Here is a 21,447-nt window from a genome sequence, read left to right as displayed (position 1 = left end):
TCCCGCTTCAAACCGGTAACCAGAGTTTGAAGCGGGCACCGCCCAGGGGCGATTGCTCGACGTTCAGCGTGCCGCCCTGTGCTTGCAAGGCACGGCGGCTGATTGCCAGGCCCAGGCCAAAGCCGCCGGTCGCCCGATCGCGGCTGCGGTCCAGACGGTAAAACGGCTCGAAGATGCGCTCGCGCTCCTGCTCGGGAATACCGATACCATCGTCATCCACCCACAGTTCGCAGCCCTGCGCAGTGACGTTGACCCCCACCTGAATCCGCCGGTCGCAGTAACGCATGGCATTGCGCAGCAGGTTTTGCAGCGCCCGCGCGGTCAGCCGTGGATCAAGGGCAAAACGCTCCTGAGTACCGTGCAACAGCACATCCAGGACGATTTCCGGGGCCTCCAGCTCCTCATCGAAACTGCCGAGGATGCTGTCGATAAACTCATCCAGCGACACGTCGACCCGTTCCGGCAGCAACGCCGGGTTCTGCAAGCGGCTGAAAGACAACAGCTCAAGCACCAGCTCATCGAGTTCGCGGATATGCCCCACCAGCACTTGCAGGCGTTCACGACTGGCTTCGGGCAAGTCGTCACACAAGACCAGGGCCAGGCCGAAGTCCAGGCGCGTCAAAGGCGTGCGCAGTTCATGGGACACCGCATTGAGCAAGTCTCGCTGCTGGTTGAGCAGATGCTCGACATCCTGCGCCATAGCATCAAACACCGTGGCCAGACCATGAATATTGGAACGCTGGGAGATCTGCGTACGTTCGCTCAACTGCCCCTGGCCAATGCGTGCCGCCGTCAGTTTGAGCCGTTCCAGGTCGCGCCAGTGCGGCCGCAGCCACAACAGCAGGCCACCGAGCATGGCGGCACCGATCAGCACGTTGATGCTCCAGTACAGCACATTCATGTCAAACGGATCAGGCGGCATGACCCATTCGATTGCCACCTGATCGTCCAGCGGTGAAACCACCAGCGTCCGCCAGCCCCACTCGCCAATGCGCAACACGCCCTGCCCCTGCTTCAACTGTTGTTGCTCGCCGGCAGTGAACTTGGCATCGGTGATGGGCAGCAGGTTGACTCTTATCGGCTGGAACTGCGTGTCGATTTCCCGGGCCAGGTCGGGCCATTGTTCAGCGGGCAGATGGTGGAACTGTTTGACCAGCAGGGCCTGCATGCCCCGCGACATGTCGATGTTGTAGTTCATGAAACGCTCGTGAAACAGCGACACGATCACCCCGGGCACCAGATAACTGGCCATGGCAAACGTGACGATGGTCACCAGATAGAGGCGTATCAGGATCTTGAACATGGACTCAGCATTCCCACTCGGAGCGGCTGAACAGATAGCCCTTGCCCCATACGGTCTTGATCTTGCGCGCTTCACCGGCGCAGTCGTCAAACTTGCGCCGCAGCTTGGAAATAGCCACGTCGACCGAGCGGTCCGTGCCATTGAACTCGATACCGCGCAGACGCTGCAAAATCTGGTCGCGGCTGAGCACTTCACCGGCGTGGCGGGCCAGCACCACCAACAGATTGTACTCGCCGCTGGACAGCTCGACGGTCTGCCCGCGCCAGTTGACGGTGCGCTCCGACAGGTCGATGCACAGGTTGCCGATAATGATGCGGTCACTGGCCATCTGCGGCTCGGCCAGGCTGCTGCGACGCAAAAGAGTGCGCACACGGGCCAGCAGGACGCGGGGCTCGCATGGTTTTGTCACATAATCGTCAGCCCCCATCTCTAGCCCCAGCACCTGATCATGGCTATCGTCGCGGGCCGTCAACATCAGGATCGGCAGGCTTGCCGACTCGGTACGGAGCAATCGGCAGACTTGCAGGCCATCGAGGCCCGGCAACATCAGGTCAAGAATGACCAGGTCCGGGGGGTTGCTTCTTGCTCTGTCACATACTTGATCGCCGCGGGCAATCACGCTGACTTGATAGCCATTACGTTCCAGATAGCTGGCAATCAGCTCCGAAAGTGCGGCATCGTCTTCGACCAGCAAAATAGTGGGCATAATAACTGCTTACAACCGGGGGAAACCCGAAGGATATACAACCTGGCAGGGATAGCCGCATAACCTTCACACTTTTTCACACACCCTCTACATAGCTTCACAACGCCCCTTGCGTGCTGCGCTTAGCATGCCAAACAGAAACATCCCGCATATTTCAGAAGGCACGATCGTTGAAAAAGCTCTTCGCCCCTCTATTTCTAACGGCCCTGGCCCTGGCCATCAGCGCCTGTGACAAAAGCCCGGTCGCTGAAACCCGGCCGCCTCTGGCCAAGGTGCGCACCGAAGTCATCGCCACGGCGCCCCTGTCGGTCAATAACGAATTGAGCGGGCGCGTGGTCGCCCCGCGTGTGGCGCAAGTCAGCGCCAGGGTTGCAGGCGTGGTGCTCAAGCGCGTGTACACCGAAGGCAGTGAAGTCAAACAGGGCGATGTCCTGTTCCTGATCGACCCTGCCCCGTTTCAGGCCGATCTGGACAGCGCCAGTGCAGCACTGCGCAAATCCGAGGCAGTGGCCCTGCAGGCAAAACTGCAGGATCAGCGCTATGCCGAACTGATCGGCATCAATGCCATCAGCCGCCAGGACCATGACAACGCGCGCGCGGCAGCGCAGCAAGCCAACGCCGATGTGGCCGCCAACAAGGCCGCCGTGCAGCGCGCAAAACTGAACCTGGGTTATGCCACCGTGACCGCGCCGATTTCCGGGCGCATTGGCCGCGCGCTGGTCACCGAAGGTGCACTGGTCGGCCAGGGCGAAGTCACGCCGATGGCGCGCATCCAGCAACTGAACCCGATCCATGTCGACCTCACCCAATCCACCCGTGACCTGGACAACCTGCGCGAATCCTTCCGCGCCGGCGAACTGCAGCAAGTCGGCAAGCAGCAGGCCAGGGCCACCCTGATTCGCGACAACGGCAGTGCTTACCCGTTGCCGGGCAAGTTACTGTTTACCGATGTGACGGTGGACCCGAGCACCGGGCAGATCATCCTGCGCAGCGAATTCCCCAACCCCGACTATGACTTGCTGCCCGGTAGCTTTGTGCGGGTACGGCTGGAGCAGGCCGTCAACAAGGAAGGCATCAGCGTGCCGCAACGGGCCATCCTGCGCGACAGCGCCGGTATCGCCCAGGTGCTGTTGATCGATGCCGACAACCGCGTGCAGTTGCAACCGGTACAACTGGGCGGCGCGCAAAATGATCGCTGGGCAGTTACGTCCGGGCTCAAGGCCGGTGACCGGATTGTCACTGAAGGCCTGCAACACGCCCGCCCGGGCGAACAAGTCCAAATCGATGACCCGACACTCCCTCTCGCACACTCCACGGATCGGTGAGCATGCCGCAGTTCTTTATCGACCGCCCGGTCTTCGCCTGGGTCGTTGCGTTGTTCATTCTGCTGGCGGGGGCCCTGGCCATCCCGCAGCTGCCTGTCGCCAAATACCCCGATGTGGCGCCGCCGCAAGTCGAGGTGTACGCGATTTACCCGGGGGCCTCGGCGCAAACCCTGGACGAAAGCGTGGTCAGCCTGATTGAGCAGGAGCTCAACGGCACCGACGGCCTGCTGTATTTCGAATCCCAGAGCAGCCTGGGCAGTGCCAGCATTACCGCCACGTTCAAGCCCGGCACTGATCCGGAAATGGCCCAGGTAGATGTGCAGAACCGCCTCAAGGCCGTCGAGTCACGCCTGCCCCAGGCGGTTATCCAGCAAGGCTTGCAGGTGGAGAAAATCTCCTCGGGCTTTTTGATGCTGGTGACCCTGACCGCCGACAGCACCAGCACCCTGGATGAAGTCGCGCTCAGCGACTATCTGGCGCGCAACGTGATGAACGAGGTCAAGCGCATCGACGGCGTGGGCAAGGCCCAGCTGTATGGCGCCGAACGGGCCATGCGCATCTGGATCGACCCGCAAAAGCTTATTGGCTTCAACCTGACGCCAGCGGATGTCAACCAGGCCATTGCCAGCCAGAACGCCCAGGTTTCGGCAGGCAGCATCGGCGACTTGCCGGGCCGTTCCACCCAGGAAATCACCGCCACGGTACTGGTCAAGGGCCAGCTCTCAACCCCGCAAGAGTTTGCCGATATCGTCCTGCGCGCCAACCCCGACGGCTCAACGGTACGCGTCAGCGATGTGGCCCGGGTTGAGATCGGTAGCCAGGAATACCAGTACGGCACCCGCCTGAACGGCAAGTCTGCCAGCGCCTTCAGCGTCAAGCTGGCCCCGGAGGCCAATGCGCTGAACACCGGCAACCTGATTCGCGCCAAAATGGACGAACTCAGCCGCTACTTCCCGGCAGGCGTGTCGTACACCATCCCCTATGACACCACCCCCTTCGTCAAAGTCTCGATCACCAAGGTGATCTACACCCTGGTCGAGGCGATGGTGCTGGTGTTCCTGGTGATGTACCTGTTCCTGCAGAACATTCGCTACACCCTGATCCCGACGCTGGTGGTGCCGGTGGCACTGATGGGCACCTTTGCCACCATGCTGGTACTGGGGTTCTCGATCAACGTACTGACCATGTTCGGCATGGTGCTGGCCATCGGGATTCTGGTGGACGATGCCATTGTGGTGGTGGAGAACGTCGAGCGGATCATGGTCAGCGAGGGGCTGTCACCCCGCGACGCCACACGCAAGGCGATGACCCAGATCAGCGGCGCAATCGTCGGCATCACCCTGGTGCTGGTGGCCGTGTTTATCCCAATGGCCTTTATGCCGGGTTCGGTGGGCGTGATCTACCAGCAGTTTTCGCTGTCGATGGCGACCTCGATTCTGTTCTCGGCATTTTTGGCCCTGTCATTGACCCCGGCGCTGTGCGCAACCCTGCTCAAGCCGATCGCCAAGGGCGAGCATCACACCAAGCGCGGCTTTTTTGGCTGGTTCAACCGCAAGTTCGAGCACCTGAGCGCAGGGTATGAAAACTGGGTGGTGCATCTGATCAAGCGCAGCGGACGCTATCTGCTGCTGTATGGCGCTTTGCTGGTGGTACTGGTGGTGTGCTTTGCACGCCTGCCCTCCTCCTTTTTGCCGGTGGAGGACCAGGGCTACATCATCACCGACATCCAGCTGCCACCGGGTGCCAGCCAGAACCGCACGATCAACGTGGTCGAGCAGATCGAGGCGCACAACGCCAGCGAGCCCGGCGTGGGCAACACCACGATGATTCTGGGTTTCAGTTTCTCGGGCAGCGGGCAAAACGCGGCACTGGCCTTCACCACCCTGAAGGACTGGTCGCAGCGCGGCGCCAAAGATTCGGCAGCAGCGATCGCCGACCGGGCCAACGCGGCCTTCAGTGAACTCAAGGACGCGATTGCCTTTGCCATCTTGCCGCCCCCGGTCAGTGGCCTGGGTACGTCCAGTGGTTTTGAGTTCCGCCTGCAAGACCGCGGCGGGGTTGGCTACGACGCATTGATGCAAGCCCGCAGCGAGCTGCTGGCACTGGCGGAAAAAAGCCCGGTACTGGCCAATGTCCGCGAAGAAGCGCTGGCAGAGAGCCCGCAGGTGCAACTTGAAGTCGATCGCAAGCGCGCCAATGCCCTGGGGGTTTCCTTTGCCGACATTGGTGCCGTGCTGTCGACGGCCGTGGGTTCGGCCTACATCAATGACTTCCCGAACCAGGGGCGCATGCAGCGGGTCGTGGTCCAGGCTGAAGGTGACCAGCGCAGCCAGGTCGAAGACTTGCTGAAAATCAATGTGCGCAACGACCAGGGCAAAATGGTACCCCTGTCGGCCTTTGTCGAAGCCCGCTGGATCCAGGGGCCATCGCAGTTGACGCGCTATAACGGCTACCCGGCCATCAGCATCTCCGGTGAATCGGCTGCCGGTCACAGTACTGGCGAAGCAATGGTAGAAGTGCAGCGCCTGGTCGACCAGTTGCCTGCAGGCATGGGCCTGGAATGGACCGGTCTGTCGTTGCAGGAGCAGGTGTCCGGCGCGCAGGCCCCGGTTCTGCTGGCCTTGTCGCTGCTTATCGTATTCCTGTGCCTGGCGGCACTCTATGAAAGCTGGTCGATACCGACTGCGGTCCTGCTGGTTGTACCGCTGGGCGTGCTGGGCGCCGTGCTGGCGGTAACGCTGCGCGGGATGCCCAACGACGTATTCTTCAAAGTAGGCCTGATCACGATCATTGGTTTGTCAGCGAAGAACGCCATCCTGATCATCGAGTTTGCCAAGACCTTGTACGACGAAGGCCATGACCTGGTGGACGCCACCGTGCAGGCCGCCCGCTTGCGTCTGCGTCCGATTGTCATGACATCGCTGGCATTTATCCTCGGCGTGGTGCCATTGGCCATTGCCACGGGGGCCAGCTCGGCCAGCCAGCAGGCCATCGGTACCGGTGTGATCGGCGGCATGATCGTCGCCACCCTGGCGGTGGTGTTTGTGCCGGTGTTCTTCGTGGTCGTCATGAAACTGACAAGAAGCAAGCCTCGCCAGCGTTAAGCCAGCGCGGTGCGTGCTAAGGTGCTGCATTACTTGGTAACAGGGATTGTTTATGTCGCACCTTGCCCGCACCCATCCTCGCCTCACCGTCGCCACCCTGCTCGGGGTAGCGGTCGGCATTTTCGCCCCCGCCTCCACACTGACCACCAAGTTCCTGCTGGGCTGGAATGCCGGGGTCTGGCTGTACCTGGCAATGACGCTCTGGCTGGTGATCCGCGCCAAAGCCTGTGACGTGAAAAGCACGGCTGAAGTGGAAGATGAAAACGCCAGTATGGTGTTAATCACCGTGTGCATTGCTTCGATTGCCAGCCTGGCGGCAGTGACACTGGAACTGTCAGGCAACAAGCTCAGCGATGGCGATCGCCTGATGCATTACGGTTTTACCGGGCTGACAGTGGTGGGATCGTGGTTGATGATCGGGGTTATTTTCAGCCTGCACTACGCGAGGTTGTTCTATAACAACGAAGGGACCGAGCCGGCGCTGCGCTTCCCTGAGGGAGAGCTGAACCCGGACTACTGGGATTTCATGTACTTCTCTTTCACCCTCAGCGTTGCGGTGCAGACAGCCGATGTGAGTATCGCCACCCGCGAAATGCGCAAGGCGGTGTTGGGGCATTCACTGCTGGGATTTTTGTTCAACACGGCCGTGCTGGGATTTTCGATCAATATTGCGGCGGGATTGTTTTAGGGGGCAACAAAAAGCCCCTCACCCTAACCCTCTCCCGGAGGGAGAGGGGACTGACCGAGTTGATGCAGGATTCAACTCGGCACCATCAGACTGCCACAACCTTGAAATATCCCTCGATCAAGCTCCCTCTCCCTTTGGGAGAGGGCTGGGGTGAGGGGGTTGTGATTCAAGTCGGCTTTTAGTCAGCTAGTCAGCACTCAACACACCACGACGCACCTGGTCGCGTTCGATGGATTCAAACAGCGCTTTGAAGTTGCCTTCACCAAAGCCGTCATCGCCCTTGCGTTGAATAAACTCGAAGAACACCGGCCCCATCAGGGTTTCCGAGAAGATTTGCAACAGCAGACGCTTGTCTTGCGAGTCAGATGAACCGTCCAGCAAAATCCCCCGCGATTGCAGCGCTTCCACCGGCTCGCCGTGGTTTGGCAGGCGGCCTTCGAGCATTTCGTAGTAGGTTTCGGGCGGCGCAGTCATAAAGCGCATGCCGATTTTCTTCAGGGCGTCCCAGGTCTTGATCAGGTCATCGCTGAGGAATGCCACGTGCTGAATGCCTTCGCCATTGAACTGCATAAGGAATTCTTCGATCTGCCCTGCGCCCTTGGACGATTCTTCGTTCAACGGAATGCGGATCATGCCGTCCGGGGCGGTCATGGCCTTGGAGGTCAGGCCGGTGTATTCGCCCTTGATATCGAAATAACGAATTTCACGGAAGTTGAACAGCTTCTCGTAGAAGTTGGCCCAATACGCCATACGGCCGCGGTACACGTTATGGGTCAGGTGATCGATGATCTTCAGCCCCGCCCCCACCGGATGGCGGTCTACGCCTTCGATAAAGACAAAATCAATGTCGTAGATCGAGCTGCCTTCACCGTAGCGGTCAATCAGGTACAGCGGCGCGCCGCCAATGCCTTTGATGGCCGGCAGGTTCAGTTCCATTGGTCCGGTAGGGATATGCACCGGTTGTGCGCCCAGTTCCAGCGCGCGGTTGTAGGCTTGTTGCGCGTTGCGCACGCGAAAAGCCATGCCGCAGACCGAAGGGCCGTGCTCGGCTGCAAAGTAGGACGCAACACTGTGGGGCTCGTTATTGAGGATCAGGTTGATATCGCCCTGACGGTACAGATGGACATCTTTGGAGCGGTGGGTCGCCACCTTGGTGAAGCCCATGATTTCAAACACAGGCTCAAGGATATTGGGAACAGGGGACGCGAATTCGATAAATTCAAAGCCCATCAGGCCCATCGGGTTTTCGTATAGATCTGCCATTTTCGGCGCCTCATCATGGTCATTTTTAGAATTAACAGGGGGTTATTCACTAACAATGCCGAGGCTGGCAGGAGGCGCACAGGAGATCCCGCGTACACTGCGCGCAAGGAAATCTCCGTAGATCAATTGCAACCCGAATCGCTTCATTTCGATCCATCTCTTACGCGGTAGGGCTTCTGGTGGCAGAAGTCGTTATTCTTGTATGCGTAAGCCGATTCTACATGGCGTAATCCGGTTTGTCCTACCCCATGTGAAATACCCGCAGGCAACGCTGGACATTTACTATTGTTCAGTAGCTTGCACCCAAGTCTTCCTAATGTGTACCAGGACTCTGAATGCCACTCACCTTGAAACTGAGCCGTAAATGGACCGACCGTTATGCTTTGATTGTGCTCAGTGGCCTGTTGCCGGTGGTGCTGGGGGTCTTGATCATTATCTGGCAGGCCCACCGCTCGCTTGAACTTGAAGCCACCCGCACTGCCACTGAAGCCGTGCGCCAATTCGACCTGATGCTCGACAATGCAAAACTGGCCGCGGATATCGTCTTGCCGCTGGCAGGCCAGGAGTGCCCTCAGGTTGAACTGGCCCTGCGTGAACAAGTTGTACGGCGCCCGTTTGTACGCTCGGTGATTCTGGTCTGGCACAACCAGGTTTACTGCACCTCCTTGTTTGGCAGTTTTAAAGCGGCGGTCAACCCTGACCTGTATAAGGATGGCGTGCTGTCACTGATGGACGGCACGGACGTAACCCCCGAAGACCCCGTTCTGGTTTACCGGCAAAACAACGGCGAGCGTGGCGTACTGATCGTGTTGTATGGCTCGCATCTGGTTAATCTACTGGCCCTGATCAATCCTAAAACCGAATTGATCATTGAAGTCGGTAACCACTGGATTGACCGCTATGGCCAGGTGCGCAACACGCCCACGCCTCAACCGCCTTCGGCACTAACTGCCGTGTCATCGCCAGCGTTTCCTTACCGGGTTGTCGCCGGGTTTGATAAAGATGAAGTATGGCGCCGCATTATTGTTGAATACCCGGGGTTACTGGGTTTGTTGATCTTCCTGGGGCTGATCTCTGCTGCCACGGTTAACCGGCTTAAAAAACGCTCCTCTTCCCCGACCCATGAAATGCAACGGGCACTGGACGCTGCCGAGTTTATTCCTTACTTCCAGCCCGTTGTTCGCGGCGATACCAAACAATGGGCCGGCGCAGAAGTTTTGATGCGCTGGCAACACCCAAAAGAAGGCCTGGTGCGGCCAGACTTGTTTATCCCGTTTGCCGAACACTCAGGGTTGATTGTGCCCATGACGCGTTCGCTCATGGCCCAAACCGCACAGTGGCTGGCCCCCCATGCCAGCGAACTGGAACCGGGTTTTCACCTGGCATTCAATATTGCCGCCCACCATTGCCAAAACCTTGAGCTGGTTGAGGACTGCCAGCGTTTTCTTGCCGCGTTCCCCCCCGGGCATATCAATCTGGTGCTGGAACTCACCGAGCGTGAATTGATCGTGCCCAGCAGCACCACCCACCACTTGTTCAGCCAACTGCACGCGCTGGGGGTGATGATTGCAATTGATGACTTTGGCACCGGGCATTCAAGCTTGAGTTACTTGCGCGAGTTTAATGTCGACTACTTGAAGATCGATCAGAGTTTTGTCGCCATGATTGGCGCCGATGCATTGTCCAGGCATATTCTGGACAGCATCATCGAGCTGAGTGCCAAGCTGGATTTGGGGATTGTCGCCGAAGGGGTAGAAACACAAGAACAAAGTCAGTACCTGGCTGATCAGGGCGTTGATTTTTTACAAGGTTACCTGTTTGCCCGGCCCATGCCGCCCGCCGAGTTTATTCTGGCTTTGCAGGCACGCTTAACCCCCTCTTAATATAAGGCAGGCGTTGTCCATAAAACTTTTTCCAATAGACCGCCTGCAGCACTTGGCAGCGCAGCAATTAACATCTACAATTTTTTTGTGTCAACATGAACTTTTAAATGTTTGCATCAGCGGGCGCGGCAGCAAGTGAATGGCACTTGCACGTTAGCCCTGTAAATCTTGTGCATTCCAAACATCATTAATTCGCTTCGGTGACATGCCACCGAACCTGTGAATGGAGTAATGACTTTGTCTAGACTTGCTGAGTTTCGCGCTGCTGAAAAAGCGCTACAAGAACAGCTGGCTCAATTGGAAGCCTTGAAAAATGATGCGGGACTGAAAAAAGAAATCGAGTTTGAAGAAAAACTTCAAGCCTTGATGAAAACCTACGGCAAAAACCTGCGGGACATCATCGCCATTCTTGACCCCAACCCTGCTGCGGCAAAAGGGGTTGCTGCCCCCAAACAACGCAAGGCACGAGTGTTGAAGGTCTACCAGAATCCGCACACAGGTGAACTAATTGAAACCAAAGGCGGCAATCACCGCGGCCTGAAAGCCTGGAAAGAAGAGTACGGTGCTGCCACAGTGGACAGCTGGCTGCGCGCTTAAAGCCTGTACACAATCAAGGCCCCGACAAAGCGGCAATGTTGTCACTTAAGCGATTTGTGCATCTGTAGGAGCGGACTTGCTCGCGATGGTCGTGAACGAAGACGCGTATTTACTGAGTAAATGCGGTGCTCTGAAAACCATCGCGAGCAAGCCCGCTCCCACACTTGAACTGCGTGGCTCTTAAGTGAACAGCATTGCACCAGTGCGGGGCTTTTTTTATCGTCAACGCCATTAAAGTTGTTTAATTACAAAGACTCAACTTCATTCAGCTTCGCTCAAGCCCCTACTTATCATCTGGTTGTTTGAGTGCAACACTCGAAAATACCCACCCGTTAAACCCATGCACTATTTCATTCGTTGAACATGTCCGCGTAATTAACTCCCCCATCAGTGCGCCCATAATCAATGCCCTACGTCTAAAGCAGTAATACCTTGTAGGAATTGTCCTGTTGTGCGATCCGTGCGACCAAAAGGCTGAAAACGCGCCGACACTTCACAAATTTTTCACATCGAGGGTCACAGGATAGAGGCTGCTAAAGGATTAGCGCCCCATGCCCGCTTCGGCGGGCTTCTTTTTGCCCGGGATTTGCCCCACACCCTGCTCTGCCCCTTGCCGCAGACCGCCTGCACCGCTGAAAACGGGTTTGGCGCCAGACGTCACATTCCGTATCATTCGCCCATCACGCTCACCGTAGCGACCGATCACCTATGCATCATTTTCGGAGGGTTCATGAGCCTGCAAGACCTGAACAACATCCCCGGTGTCACTGCTGCCCCGGATAGCGCAACGCAAAACTTCGTATTCAACCACACCATGCTGCGCGTCAAGAACATCGAGAAGTCCCTGGATTTCTATACCCGCGTCCTGGGTTTCTCCCTGGTTGAGAAGCGTGACTTCCCCGAAGCCGAATTCAGCCTGTACTTCCTGGCGCTAGTCGACAAGGCACAGATCCCGGCAGATGACGCAGCCCGCACACTGTGGATGAAGTCGATTCCCGGCATTCTGGAGCTGACCCACAACCACGGTTCGGAAACCGACGACAGCGTGGTTTACCACAACGGCAACACCGACCCGCGCGGCTTTGGCCATATCTGCATTTCGGTGCCGGATATTCGCGCCGCCTGCGAGCGTTTTGAAACCCTGGGCGTGGACTTCCAGAAGCGTCTGAACGACGGCCGCATGAAGTCCCTGGCATTCGTCAAGGACCCGGACGGCTACTGGGTCGAGATCATCCAGCCGCAACCGATGTAAAAACCGGACGCAAAAAAAACCCATGATTGCTCATGGGTTTTTTTATGTCTGCGCGCTTAGTCCGGCGCAGATGTGCGGATCAGATGATCAAAGGCACTCAGCGAGGCCTTGGCACCTTCACCTACTGCTATCACGATCTGCTTGTAGGGCACGGTAGTCACGTCACCGGCTGCAAAAATGCCTGGGATGGACGTTTCACCGCGGGCATCGACCACGATTTCGCCGCGAGGCGAAAGCTCGACCGACCCTTTGAGCCAGTCGGTGTTTGGCAGCAAGCCAATCTGCACAAAGATGCCTTCCAGCTCGACCGTGTGGGTTTCACCCGACTGACGATCCTTGTAACGCAAACCGTTAACCTTCTGGCCGTCACCGGTCACCTCGGTGGTTTGTGCGTTGGTGATGACCTTCACGTTCGGCAAACTGTGCAGCTTGCGTTGCAACACGGCATCGGCGCGCAGCTTGGTGTCGAACTCCAGCAACGTCACATGGGCCACAATACCGGCCAGGTCGATGGCTGCTTCAACGCCAGAGTTGCCGCCGCCGATGACTGCAACGCGTTTGCCCTTGAACAGCGGGCCGTCGCAGTGCGGGCAGTACGCCACGCCGCGGCTGCGATATTCCTGCTCGCCCGGCACGTTCATTTCACGCCAGCGCGCACCGGTTGCCAGGATCACGGTCTTGGCCTTGAGCGAAGCGCCGCTGGCAAACTTCACTTCGTGCAACTCCCCTGCCTTGCCGGCAATCAGCTTGTCGGCACGCTGCAGGTTCATGATATCGACGTCGTATTGCTTGACGTGCTCTTCCAGTGCCGTGGCCAGCTTCGGCCCTTCGGTTTCCTGCACCGAGATAAAGTTCTCGATGGCCATGGTGTCCAGCACCTGGCCGCCGAAGCGTTCGGCTGCCACGCCGGTGCGGATGCCTTTGCGCGCAGCATAAATGGCCGCTGCTGCACCTGCCGGGCCACCACCGATCACCAGCACGTCAAAGGCTTCCTTGGCGCTGATTTTCTCGGCCTGACGCTCAATGGCGCTGGTGTCGAGCTTGCCCAGAATCTCTTCCAGGCCCATGCGGCCCTGGCCAAAGTTGACACCGTTAAGGTAGACGCTAGGTACCGCCATCACTTGACGCTCGGTGACTTCGTCCTGGAACAGGGCGCCGTCAATCGCCACATGACGAATGTTCGGGTTCAGCACGGCCATCAGGTTCAGCGCCTGCACAACGTCAGGGCAGTTCTGGCAGGACAGCGAGAAATAGGTCTCGAAGTTGAACTCGCCTTTAAGGGAGCGAATCTGTTCAATCACTTCGGGACTGGCTTTCGATGGGTGGCCGCCGACTTGCAGCAAGGCCAGCACCAGCGAAGTAAATTCGTGGCCCATGGGGATACCTGCAAAACGCAGGCTGATATCGCCGCCCGGGCGGTTCAGCGAGAACGAAGGCTTGCGCGAATCGTTACCGTTGTCCAACAAGGTGATCATGCTGGAAAGGCTGGCGATTTCTTTTAACAGGTCATGCATTTCACGGGATTTCGCACCGTCGTCGAGTGAGGCAACAATCTCGATCGGCTGCGTGACCCGCTCCAGGTATGACTTCAACTGAGCTTTTAGATTGGCGTCCAACATACGGGCGATCTCCTTAATACTGAATTCTGTGTAAAAAAAACGCCCGAGCGAATGTCGCCCGGGCGTTTTGAGGGCGATGCTGCTTGCAACTCAGGTGCGGATCACCGCCCTAGGGTTCATCACAGACTTAGATCTTGCCGACCAGATCCAGCGATGGAGCCAGGGTGGATTCACCTTCTTTCCATTTAGCCGGGCACACTTCGCCTGGGTGGGCAGCAACGTACTGAGCAGCCTTGATTTTGCGCAGCAGCTCGGAAGCGTCACGGCCAACGCCGCCGTCGTTCAGTTCAACGATCTTGATCTGACCTTCAGGGTTGATCACGAACGTGCCGCGGTCAGCCAGGCCTGCTTCTTCGATCAGCACGTCGAAGTTGCGCGAGATGGTCAGCGTAGGGTCGCCGATCATGGTGTACTGGATTTTGCCGATGGCTGGCGAAGTGTTGTGCCAGGCAGCGTGGGCAAAATGGGTATCGGTCGACACGCTGTAGATTTCCACGCCGAGTTTCTTGAACTCTTCGTAGTTGTCAGCCAGGTCTTCGAGTTCGGTTGGGCAAACGAAGGTGAAGTCGGCTGGGTAGAAGAACACGACAGACCACTTGCCTTTCAGGTCAGCGTCCGACACTTCCACGAAGCTGCCGTTTTTGTAGGCAGTTGCTTTGAATGGTTTAACTTGGCTGTTGATGATAGGCATCGTTGACTCTCCGTCAGGGTTGAAAAGTTGATGGGGTGAATCCTAACAACTCATTGCGTATCTGGCTCATTGGCAAAGCTGATGCTGACGATTGGTTTTAGCTATCAGGCGTACCTATAAATAGCCGAAAACTAAATATGATCCACCTGAACAGGTTTCAACTTGATGTCGATCAGTTGCCGATGTTTTTTTGCGCGGTGATCCTCATCCCGGTAAACGGGGTGGCTTCAACATAGCGCATGGCTGACTTGATGTCTTTCCAGCCGACGTAATTCATCAGCGACTTCAGGTCCCAGCCACTTTGATGGGCCCATGTTGCAAAACCGCGACGCAAGGAGTGACTGGTGTACTGCTCGGCCGGGATGCCGGCTCGCTCCAGGGCCTGGCGCAGCAGCGGGATCACGCTGTTGGCGTGCAACCCCTCCTCCCCCAGGTTGCCCCAGCGATCAATCCCGCGGAACACCGGGCCGCGCACCAGGGCTGCCGTGTTGAGCCATTCAATGTAAGCGCGTACCGGACACAGGCGCAGCAGCGCCGGGGTCTGGAAGGTTTTGCCCAGGTTGTCGCGGTCGCTTTTGCTACGCGGCAGGTACAAGGTAATGCCTGCCCCCTCCACTGCCTGCACATGCTCGACTTGCAAGCGGCACAACTCATCACTGCGAAACCCGCGCCAGAAACCGAGCAGGATCAGGGCGCCATCGCGCCTTGCGCGCAACAGCCCTGGCCGATCGCCGCAGGCTTGCGCAGACAGGGCCTCACCCTCCAGCCACTCGACCACTTGTTCAAGATGCTGCAATTGCAACGGTGCGGCCTGCTTCTCCTGTACCGGATGCAAGGCACGTATGCCCTTGAACACCTTGCGCACCACCGGCGCCTTGGTCGGGTCGGCAAACCCCTGGCTATTGTGCCACTGGGCGATGGCTGACAGGCGCAGCTTGAGGGTGTTGATCGACAGTTGCCCGGCATGGGCCACCAGATAGCGCGCCACGCTGTCGCTGGTGGCCGGCAGAAACCCGCCCCAGGTCACTTCGAAGTGCTCGATGGCAGCCCGATAACTGCGGCGGGTGTTGTCGCGGGTCGCAGCATTTAAATAGCGATCCAGCTCGCTCATGGGGCAGCTCTCTTGTCTGGCGTACTGAAAACGGGCCTTAAAAGCAGTTCCAAGGCTCTAGCACGGGATAATACCAGTATATCCCGTGTTATTTTTGACAAAATAAACCAAAAATAATGTGCTAATATAGTATGTAATTACATGATACATACCACAGTACATAATCGTAGGAGATAGCCATGGCCCGTGGCGGTGTAAACAAGGCAGTCGTACAAATTGCACGCACAGCGATCCTGGCCCGCGGCGAGCATCCGAGCATTGATGCGGTACGTATCGAAATGGGCAATACCGGGTCCAAGACCACCATCCACCGCTACCTGAAAGAGCTGGACGAGGTGGATTCGCGCCGTGGCGCGCCCCGCGAGCAGATCGATGACGAACTGACCGAGCTGGTCGCCCGCCTCGCCCAGCGCCTGCAAGAACAGGCGCAAGAGCCCATCGACCGGGCGCAGGCGCATTACGAGCAGCTCAAGGTGCAGTTGCAGGCGCAACTGAGCGAGGCGCAGGACGCTCGCGCTCAGCTGGAACAGCAACTGGAGATCCAGGGCTCGGCGCTGAATCAGGAAACTGCCAACCTCGACGCTACCCGCTCCATGCTGCAGACCGAGCAGACCCGCAATGCCGCCCTGAACCAGGCGTGCAGCGACTTTGACCTGCGCCTCAAGGACCGCGACGAGCAGATCCGTTCGCTGGAAGAGAAGCACCTGCACGCCCGCGACGCCCTTGAGCACTACCGCAGCGCGGTCAAGGAGCAGCGCGAGCAGGATCAGCGCCGCCACGAAGGGCAGCTGCAGCAAGTGCAGATGGAGCTACGCCAGGCACAACAAAGCGCACTGGTGCGTCAGGACGAAATCACCCAGCTGCATCGCGACAACGAGCGCGTATTGAGCGAGAGCCGTGCCCTGAGCAAGGAACTGAAGCAGGCTGGCGACCAGCAGCACAAGCTGGGCAACCTCAATGCACAGCTCACCGCCCAGCTAGGCCAACTGCAGAGTGAGCGCACCCTGCTTCAAGAGCGCCTGCGCGTGGCCGCACAGGAAAGTGAAGGGTTGAAGCAGGCCCACACCCAGATCCAGGAAAGCCACGCGGCCCTTTCCTTGCGCGCCATAAAGGCTGAAACCGCACTGGAAAGCCTGCAGGCGTTAAACAAGGATGCGGAACAAAGCGTGCTCACCAAAGATCAGTAGAACTACCTGACTTGACCCAGCCCCAACCCTGCGGGAGCAGGCTTGCTGTGGGAGCGGGCTTGCTCGCGATTCAGGCACTGCGGTCTCTCAGGCATACCGCGGTAACTCCATCGCGAGCAAGCCCGCTCCCACAAGTAGACCGCTCCCACAAAAGCTTCATAGACACACCCATCTTCGTTCAGCTACCGTTCAGCAAATGCAATCGATTCTTGTTTGGCAATACGTATCAATATGTTACAAATTAGCACCCTATCTAATTTGTGACGCGGTAGCCCACCATGCTGGTTCCATTTCTGATCATGCTGCGCGAAGGGATTGAGGCCGCGCTTATCGTCGGCATCATTGCCAGTTACCTCAAGCAAACCGGCCGTGGGCAATGGATGCCCGCTGTATGGATCGGAGTCTTCCTCGCCGCCGCCCTGTCGTTGCTGGTGGGCGGTGGGCTGGAGTTGATGAGCGCCGAATTCCCGCAAAAGCAGCAGGAACTGTTTGAAGGCATTGTCGGCCTTGTCGCCGTCGGCATTCTCAGCTCGATGGTGTTCTGGATGCGCAAGGTCGCGCGCTCGATCAAACACTCGCTGCACACCTCCCTCGACCACGCCCTCGCCGGCTCCAAACATCAGGTCACGGCCTTGATTGCAATGGTCTTCTTCGCCGTCGCCCGCGAAGGGCTCGAAACCGTGTTTTTTCTGCTCGCTGTTTTCCAGCAAAGCGAAGGCCCCGGCGCACCGGTTGGCGCCCTGCTCGGGCTGATCCTGGCGATTGGCGTGGGCTTTGCCATCTACAGCGGCAGCATGCGACTTAATCTCGGGCTGTTTTTCCGCTGGACCGGGCTGTTTATCCTCGTGGTCGCCGCTGGCATCCTGGCCAATTCGGTGCAGGCCCTGCACGAGGCAGGCTTGTGGAACCACTGGCAAGACGTGGTCTTTGACATCAGTGCCCACCTGCCGATGGATGGCCCGCTGGGCTCGGTGCTCGCCGGGATGTTCGGCTATCAGGACGCCCCCACGGTCAGCGTGCTCGGTGCTTATGTGATTTATCTGGTCGTGACGCTGGTGATGTTCTTTCGCTCGCCGGCACCGCCCAAGACAGCCCACTCTTCTTCAGTCACAACCCCATAAGGTCAAGCATGCCTACCCCTGCAAGCGGTACACCGCCACGCGCCTTGCGCTGGGCGGTGGCCGGCTCGGTGATCGTGATGATCGCGGCCGGCGGGTTGTTCTACTACGCCTCGCAACTGGCTGCGGCCAAGCGCAAGGTTCACGGCAATGAAGTCACCGTGACCATCAACCCCCACAGTTGCGAACCCAACGCACTGACGGTACCTGCCGGCTTTAACAGCTTTCGTATCGTCAATGCCTCCGAACGCGCAGTGGAATGGGAAATTCTCGACGGCGTGCTGGTGGTCGAAGAACGGGAAAATATCGCCCCGGGCCTGAGCCAGGTGATCAACGCCACACTCGCCCCCGGCGACTACGCGATCACCTGCGGCCTGCTCAGCAATCCACGCGGCACCCTGCATGTAACCCCGACCGCAGCGTCCGAAGCCAGCGCCAGGGCACGGCCGGCCATGGTGGCATTTATTGGCCCGCTGTCGGAGTTCCGGGTTTACCTGAGCAGCCAGGGCAATGCCCTGATCAAGGCCGTTGATGCCCTGTCCCAGGCCATTGCCACAGGCGACCTGGCTCAGGCCCAAGCCTTGTATGTACCGGCTCGCGAGGCGTACCAGCGCCTGGCCCCGGCAGCACAGCGCCTGGCCGAACTGGACAACAGCATCAACGCCCGCGCCGACTATTTTGAAAAACGCGAACAGGACCCGGGCTTTATCGGCTTCCACCGCCTTGAGTACGGCCTGTTCGAGCAGCGCAGTACCCAGGGCCTGACGCCCATTGCGCAACAGTTGCAGGCCAATAGCGTACTGCTCAAGCAACAGTTGCTGGCCCAGTCGCTGCCGCCCGAGCAACTGGTCAGCATCGTCGCCCGCACCCTGCACAACCTGGCCGATACCCGTGCCGGCAGCGGTGAAGAGGAACGCTACAGCCATATCGACCTCAATGGCTTTGCCGCCAACCTGCAGGTAACGCACAAAGTGGTCGATCTGCTGCGCCCCCTGTTGACCAAGAACAATGCCGATCTGCTGCGCACCATTGATGACGCCAGTGCAGCGCTGGACGCCGAACTCGACGGTTTGAAAACGGCGCAAGGCTTCAACACCTACGACACGGTCAATGCCGGGCAACGCCAGCAAATCAGTCACAAGGCCAAGGCTCTGGCCGATGCACTCGATGGAATCGATCCCGCCCTCGGCCTTAGCGGCCTGTAATTGCAGACGAGACGCACATGAGCGATTCACAACACACCCCGAACGAGTTCAACCTGCAACGCCGGCGCATTCTCATGGGCATGGGCGTCGCCGGTGCCGCCCTGGCCGGCGGTGCGCTAAGCTGCCCGGCCCTGGCCGCCAGCAACCCCGGCAATGCGCAGGTCGCCCAGGCCCCCAGCAGCGACAAGACCCAGGACCACCACGACTTTTACGGCCTGCACCAGAACGGCATCGTCACCCCGCGCCCGGCCGCAGGCATGCTGGTGGCCTTTGATGTGCTGGCCACAAACCGCGAAGACCTCGAACGCCTGCTGCGCACCCTCAATGAGCGCATCGCCTTTCTGGTAAAAGGCGGGCCGGTCGCCCAGGTCGACCCCAAGCTGCCGCCCGTGGACTCGGGCATCCTGGGCCCGGTGGTCACCCCGGACAACCTGACCATCACCGTATCCGTGGGCAAGTCCCTGTTCGATGAGCGTTTTGGCCTGTCCAAGGTAAAGCCCAAGCGCCTCAGCCGCATGCAAGGCTTCCCCAACGATGCCCTGGATCCAGCCCAGTGCCACGGCGACTTGAGCCTGCAGTTTTGCGCCAATACCGCGGACACCAATATCCACGCCTTGCGCGACATTGTAAAAAACCTCCCTGACCTGCTGCTGGTGCGCTGGAAGCAGGAAGGCACCGTGCCGCCCCAAGCCCCGGCCAAGCCCGGTGAGCCGGCGCAAAGTGCGCGCAACTTCCTGGGTTTTCGTGACGGCTCGGCCAACCCCGACTCCAACGACAACACGGCGATGAACCAGATTGTCTGGGTCCAGCCCGGCAGCGACGAACCACAGTGGGCAGTCAATGGCAGCTATCAGGCGGTGCGCATCATCCGCAATTTCGTTGAACGCTGGGACCGCACCCCGCTGCAGGAACAGGAAAGCATCTTTGGCCGCACCAAGGCCAGCGGCGCGCCTATGGACGGGACCCGGGAAACCGACGTGCCGGATTACAGCAAGGACCCCCACGGCAAGCTCACCAAGCTCGACGCCCATATCCGCCTGGCAAACCCACGCACCGCGCAAACGCGCAACAGCCTGATCCTGCGCCGGCCGTTCAATTACTCCAATGGCGTCAACAAAAACGGCCAGCTGGACATGGGCCTGCTGTTCATTTGCTACCAGCGCGACCTGGAGCAAGGCTTTATCGCCGTGCAAACCCGCCTCAACGGCGAGCCGCTGGAGGAATACCTCAAGCCTGTAGGGGGCGGCTATTTCTTCACCCTGCCGGGTGTACGCGACGGGCAGGATTTTATCGGCCGCTCGCTGCTTGAAGCTGCAACACGCACCTGAACCTCAACCTCACCGGAAAAAGTCCCATGAAGAAGACCCCGCTCGCGCTGTTCCTGGCCCTGGGCTTGCTCCACACCCCGCTCTCGGCATTGGCCGCCACTGCGCCACTGGACCTGGTGCAACCTGTGTCGGACTACAAGATCTACGTCACCGAACAACTGGATGAACTGGCCAGCAACACGCAAAAATTCACCGATGCAGTGAAAAAAGGTGACCTGGCCACGGCGAAGAAACTCTATGCGCCAACCCGGGTGTACTACGAATCGATCGAGCCGATTGCCGAGCTGTTCAGCGACCTTGACGCCTCGATTGACTCACGGGTCGATGACCACGAAAAAGGCGTCACCGCACCCGATTTCACCGGTTTTCACCGCATCGAATACAGTTTGTTCGCGCAGAACAGCACCCAGGGCCTCGACAAGCTCGCGGACGGCCTGAACAGCGACGTCAAGGACCTGCAAGCCCGCGTGGCCGGGCTGACCTTCCCGCCAGAGAAAGTCGTGGGCGGTGCCGCTGCGCTGATGGAAGAAGTGGCCGCTACCAAGATTTCCGGCGAGGAAGACCGTTACAGCCACACCGACCTGTATGACTTCCAGGGCAACGTCGACGGCGCGAAAAAAATCTTTGACCTGTTCCGCACGCAAATCGAGCAAAGCGACAAGGCCTTTGCTGCCAAGGTGGATAAAAACTTCGCCACGGTGAACACCATCCTGGCCAAATACAAAACCGCCGATGGCGGCTTTGAGACCTATGACAAGGTCAAGGAAAACGACCGCAAGGCCCTTGTCGGACCGGTCAATACCCTGGCTGAAGACCTGTCGACCCTGCGCGGCAAGCTTGGCTTGAACTGATTCAAGGCTTTTTACAGCGCCAACCGATGTGACCCGCGTCACATATCCGCAGGTTGGCGCTGTGCCATTATTCCCGTATTTATTACTCACCGAGTTTAAAACCTGCGCCAGGTCACTGTTCAAAATCGTTCAAGCAATGTAAGAATCTTCTGATTCATGAAAACCACTATCGTCCTGTCATGCAAACTTTGGGTACTGTAATTACTTTCCTGAATA

17 protein-coding genes are annotated in these 21,447 nt (G+C 58.6%); 11 read left to right on the top strand and 6 right to left on the bottom strand.

What is annotated here, in order from left to right:
* Positions 1–7: 7 nt before the first annotated feature.
* Together AB3G35_RS14625 and AB3G35_RS14620 are read right to left on the bottom strand one after the other, a co-directional pair.
* A complete protein-coding gene (locus AB3G35_RS14625) occupies positions 8–1,303 on the bottom strand; it encodes an ATP-binding protein (RefSeq protein ID WP_016780902.1) in 1,296 nt (431 codons plus the stop codon).
* A 4-nt stretch (positions 1,304–1,307) separates the two neighbouring features.
* Entirely contained in the window at positions 1,308–2,009 is a 702-nt protein-coding gene (locus tag AB3G35_RS14620; protein WP_016780901.1) for a response regulator transcription factor, read from the bottom strand.
* Between the two features lie 170 nt (positions 2,010–2,179).
* On the opposite strand from AB3G35_RS14620, the gene AB3G35_RS14615 reads away from it, so the two are divergent.
* The 3 genes from AB3G35_RS14615 to AB3G35_RS14605 are packed head-to-tail and all read left to right on the top strand — an operon-like array spanning position 2,180 to position 7,126.
* Positions 2,180–3,334 carry an efflux RND transporter periplasmic adaptor subunit gene (locus AB3G35_RS14615; protein ID WP_086797110.1) on the top strand — a complete coding sequence of 385 codons (1,155 nt, stop codon included), beginning with the start codon at positions 2,180–2,182 and terminating at the stop codon, positions 3,332–3,334.
* Positions 3,335–3,336: 2 nt separating this feature from the next.
* Positions 3,337–6,438 carry a multidrug efflux RND transporter permease subunit gene (locus AB3G35_RS14610; RefSeq protein WP_369781685.1) on the top strand — a complete coding sequence of 1,034 codons (3,102 nt, stop codon included), beginning with the start codon at positions 3,337–3,339 and terminating at the stop codon, positions 6,436–6,438.
* Between the two features lie 52 nt (positions 6,439–6,490).
* Entirely contained in the window at positions 6,491–7,126 is a 636-nt protein-coding gene (locus AB3G35_RS14605; protein WP_095030765.1) for a DUF1345 domain-containing protein, read from the top strand.
* A gap of 186 nt (positions 7,127–7,312) precedes the next feature.
* Here AB3G35_RS14605 and hppD read toward each other — a convergent pair whose 3' ends face one another.
* Positions 7,313–8,389 carry a 4-hydroxyphenylpyruvate dioxygenase gene (gene hppD / locus AB3G35_RS14600; RefSeq protein ID WP_369781684.1) on the bottom strand — a complete coding sequence of 359 codons (1,077 nt, stop codon included), beginning with the start codon at positions 8,387–8,389 and terminating at the stop codon, positions 7,313–7,315.
* Positions 8,390–8,724: 335 nt separating this feature from the next.
* On the opposite strand from hppD, the gene AB3G35_RS14595 reads away from it, so the two are divergent.
* The 3 genes from AB3G35_RS14595 to gloA all read left to right on the top strand — a co-directional run bounded on the left by AB3G35_RS14595 (position 8,725) and on the right by gloA (position 12,121).
* Complete coding sequence (locus AB3G35_RS14595) at positions 8,725–10,272, top strand: EAL domain-containing protein (RefSeq protein WP_016780896.1); 1,548 nt, start codon at positions 8,725–8,727, stop codon at positions 10,270–10,272.
* Between the two features lie 237 nt (positions 10,273–10,509).
* Positions 10,510–10,869: a histone-like nucleoid-structuring protein, MvaT/MvaU family gene (locus tag AB3G35_RS14590; RefSeq protein WP_029611406.1), complete on the top strand. Its 360-nt coding sequence runs from the start codon at positions 10,510–10,512 to the stop codon at positions 10,867–10,869.
* A gap of 730 nt (positions 10,870–11,599) precedes the next feature.
* Positions 11,600–12,121: a lactoylglutathione lyase gene (gloA, locus tag AB3G35_RS14585; protein WP_016780893.1), complete on the top strand. Its 522-nt coding sequence runs from the start codon at positions 11,600–11,602 to the stop codon at positions 12,119–12,121.
* Between the two features lie 56 nt (positions 12,122–12,177).
* On the opposite strand, the gene ahpF is transcribed toward gloA, so the two are convergent.
* From ahpF to AB3G35_RS14570, 3 genes are all read right to left on the bottom strand, one after another.
* Entirely contained in the window at positions 12,178–13,740 is a 1,563-nt protein-coding gene (gene ahpF / locus AB3G35_RS14580; protein ID WP_016780892.1) for an alkyl hydroperoxide reductase subunit F, read from the bottom strand.
* Between the two features lie 127 nt (positions 13,741–13,867).
* Positions 13,868–14,431 (bottom strand): alkyl hydroperoxide reductase subunit C, encoded by a 564-nt coding sequence (ahpC, locus tag AB3G35_RS14575; protein ID WP_016780891.1) that lies wholly within the window; start codon positions 14,429–14,431, stop codon positions 13,868–13,870.
* A 172-nt stretch (positions 14,432–14,603) separates the two neighbouring features.
* Positions 14,604–15,542: a site-specific integrase gene (locus tag AB3G35_RS14570; RefSeq protein ID WP_369781683.1), complete on the bottom strand. Its 939-nt coding sequence runs from the start codon at positions 15,540–15,542 to the stop codon at positions 14,604–14,606.
* 179 nt (positions 15,543–15,721) lie between these two features.
* On the opposite strand from AB3G35_RS14570, the gene AB3G35_RS14565 reads away from it, so the two are divergent.
* The 5 genes from AB3G35_RS14565 to efeO (AB3G35_RS14545) all read left to right on the top strand — a co-directional run bounded on the left by AB3G35_RS14565 (position 15,722) and on the right by efeO (AB3G35_RS14545) (position 21,231).
* Complete coding sequence (locus AB3G35_RS14565; RefSeq protein WP_169904744.1) at positions 15,722–16,729, top strand: DNA-binding protein; 1,008 nt, start codon at positions 15,722–15,724, stop codon at positions 16,727–16,729.
* Between the two features lie 278 nt (positions 16,730–17,007).
* Positions 17,008–17,850: an iron uptake transporter permease EfeU gene (gene efeU, locus AB3G35_RS14560; protein ID WP_369781682.1), complete on the top strand. Its 843-nt coding sequence runs from the start codon at positions 17,008–17,010 to the stop codon at positions 17,848–17,850.
* An 8-nt stretch (positions 17,851–17,858) separates the two neighbouring features.
* Positions 17,859–19,052 carry an iron uptake system protein EfeO gene (gene efeO / locus AB3G35_RS14555; protein ID WP_016780887.1) on the top strand — a complete coding sequence of 398 codons (1,194 nt, stop codon included), beginning with the start codon at positions 17,859–17,861 and terminating at the stop codon, positions 19,050–19,052.
* Positions 19,053–19,069: 17 nt separating this feature from the next.
* Complete coding sequence (gene efeB / locus AB3G35_RS14550; RefSeq protein WP_369781681.1) at positions 19,070–20,380, top strand: iron uptake transporter deferrochelatase/peroxidase subunit; 1,311 nt, start codon at positions 19,070–19,072, stop codon at positions 20,378–20,380.
* Between the two features lie 26 nt (positions 20,381–20,406).
* Positions 20,407–21,231, top strand: coding sequence for an iron uptake system protein EfeO (efeO, locus tag AB3G35_RS14545; protein ID WP_086797094.1), 825 nt, complete (start codon positions 20,407–20,409; stop codon positions 21,229–21,231).
* Positions 21,232–21,447: the final 216 nt, after the last annotated feature.

This window comes from Pseudomonas sp. WC2401, assembly GCF_041200115.1.
Classification (GTDB): domain Bacteria; phylum Pseudomonadota; class Gammaproteobacteria; order Pseudomonadales; family Pseudomonadaceae; genus Aquipseudomonas; species Aquipseudomonas fragi.
Note: the sequence above shows the minus strand (reverse complement) of the source record. Positions and strands in the feature narration are given on the sequence as shown.

Coding starts and splice junctions, on each gene's coding strand:
- AB3G35_RS14625 (WP_016780902.1), bottom strand. CDS start 1,303: ATGTTCAAGATCCTGATACGCCTCTATCTGGTGACCATCGTCACGTTT.
- AB3G35_RS14620 (WP_016780901.1), bottom strand. CDS start 2,009: ATGCCCACTATTTTGCTGGTCGAAGACGATGCCGCACTTTCGGAGCTG.
- AB3G35_RS14610 (WP_369781685.1), top strand. CDS start 3,337: ATGCCGCAGTTCTTTATCGACCGCCCGGTCTTCGCCTGGGTCGTTGCG.
- AB3G35_RS14605 (WP_095030765.1), top strand. CDS start 6,491: ATGTCGCACCTTGCCCGCACCCATCCTCGCCTCACCGTCGCCACCCTG.
- hppD (WP_369781684.1), bottom strand. CDS start 8,389: ATGGCAGATCTATACGAAAACCCGATGGGCCTGATGGGCTTTGAATTT.
- AB3G35_RS14595 (WP_016780896.1), top strand. CDS start 8,725: ATGCCACTCACCTTGAAACTGAGCCGTAAATGGACCGACCGTTATGCT.
- gloA (WP_016780893.1), top strand. CDS start 11,600: ATGAGCCTGCAAGACCTGAACAACATCCCCGGTGTCACTGCTGCCCCG.
- ahpF (WP_016780892.1), bottom strand. CDS start 13,740: ATGTTGGACGCCAATCTAAAAGCTCAGTTGAAGTCATACCTGGAGCGG.
- ahpC (WP_016780891.1), bottom strand. CDS start 14,431: ATGCCTATCATCAACAGCCAAGTTAAACCATTCAAAGCAACTGCCTAC.
- AB3G35_RS14570 (WP_369781683.1), bottom strand. CDS start 15,542: ATGAGCGAGCTGGATCGCTATTTAAATGCTGCGACCCGCGACAACACC.
- AB3G35_RS14565 (WP_169904744.1), top strand. CDS start 15,722: ATGGCCCGTGGCGGTGTAAACAAGGCAGTCGTACAAATTGCACGCACA.
- efeU (WP_369781682.1), top strand. CDS start 17,008: ATGCTGGTTCCATTTCTGATCATGCTGCGCGAAGGGATTGAGGCCGCG.
- efeO (WP_016780887.1), top strand. CDS start 17,859: ATGCCTACCCCTGCAAGCGGTACACCGCCACGCGCCTTGCGCTGGGCG.
- efeB (WP_369781681.1), top strand. CDS start 19,070: ATGAGCGATTCACAACACACCCCGAACGAGTTCAACCTGCAACGCCGG.
- efeO (WP_086797094.1), top strand. CDS start 20,407: ATGAAGAAGACCCCGCTCGCGCTGTTCCTGGCCCTGGGCTTGCTCCAC.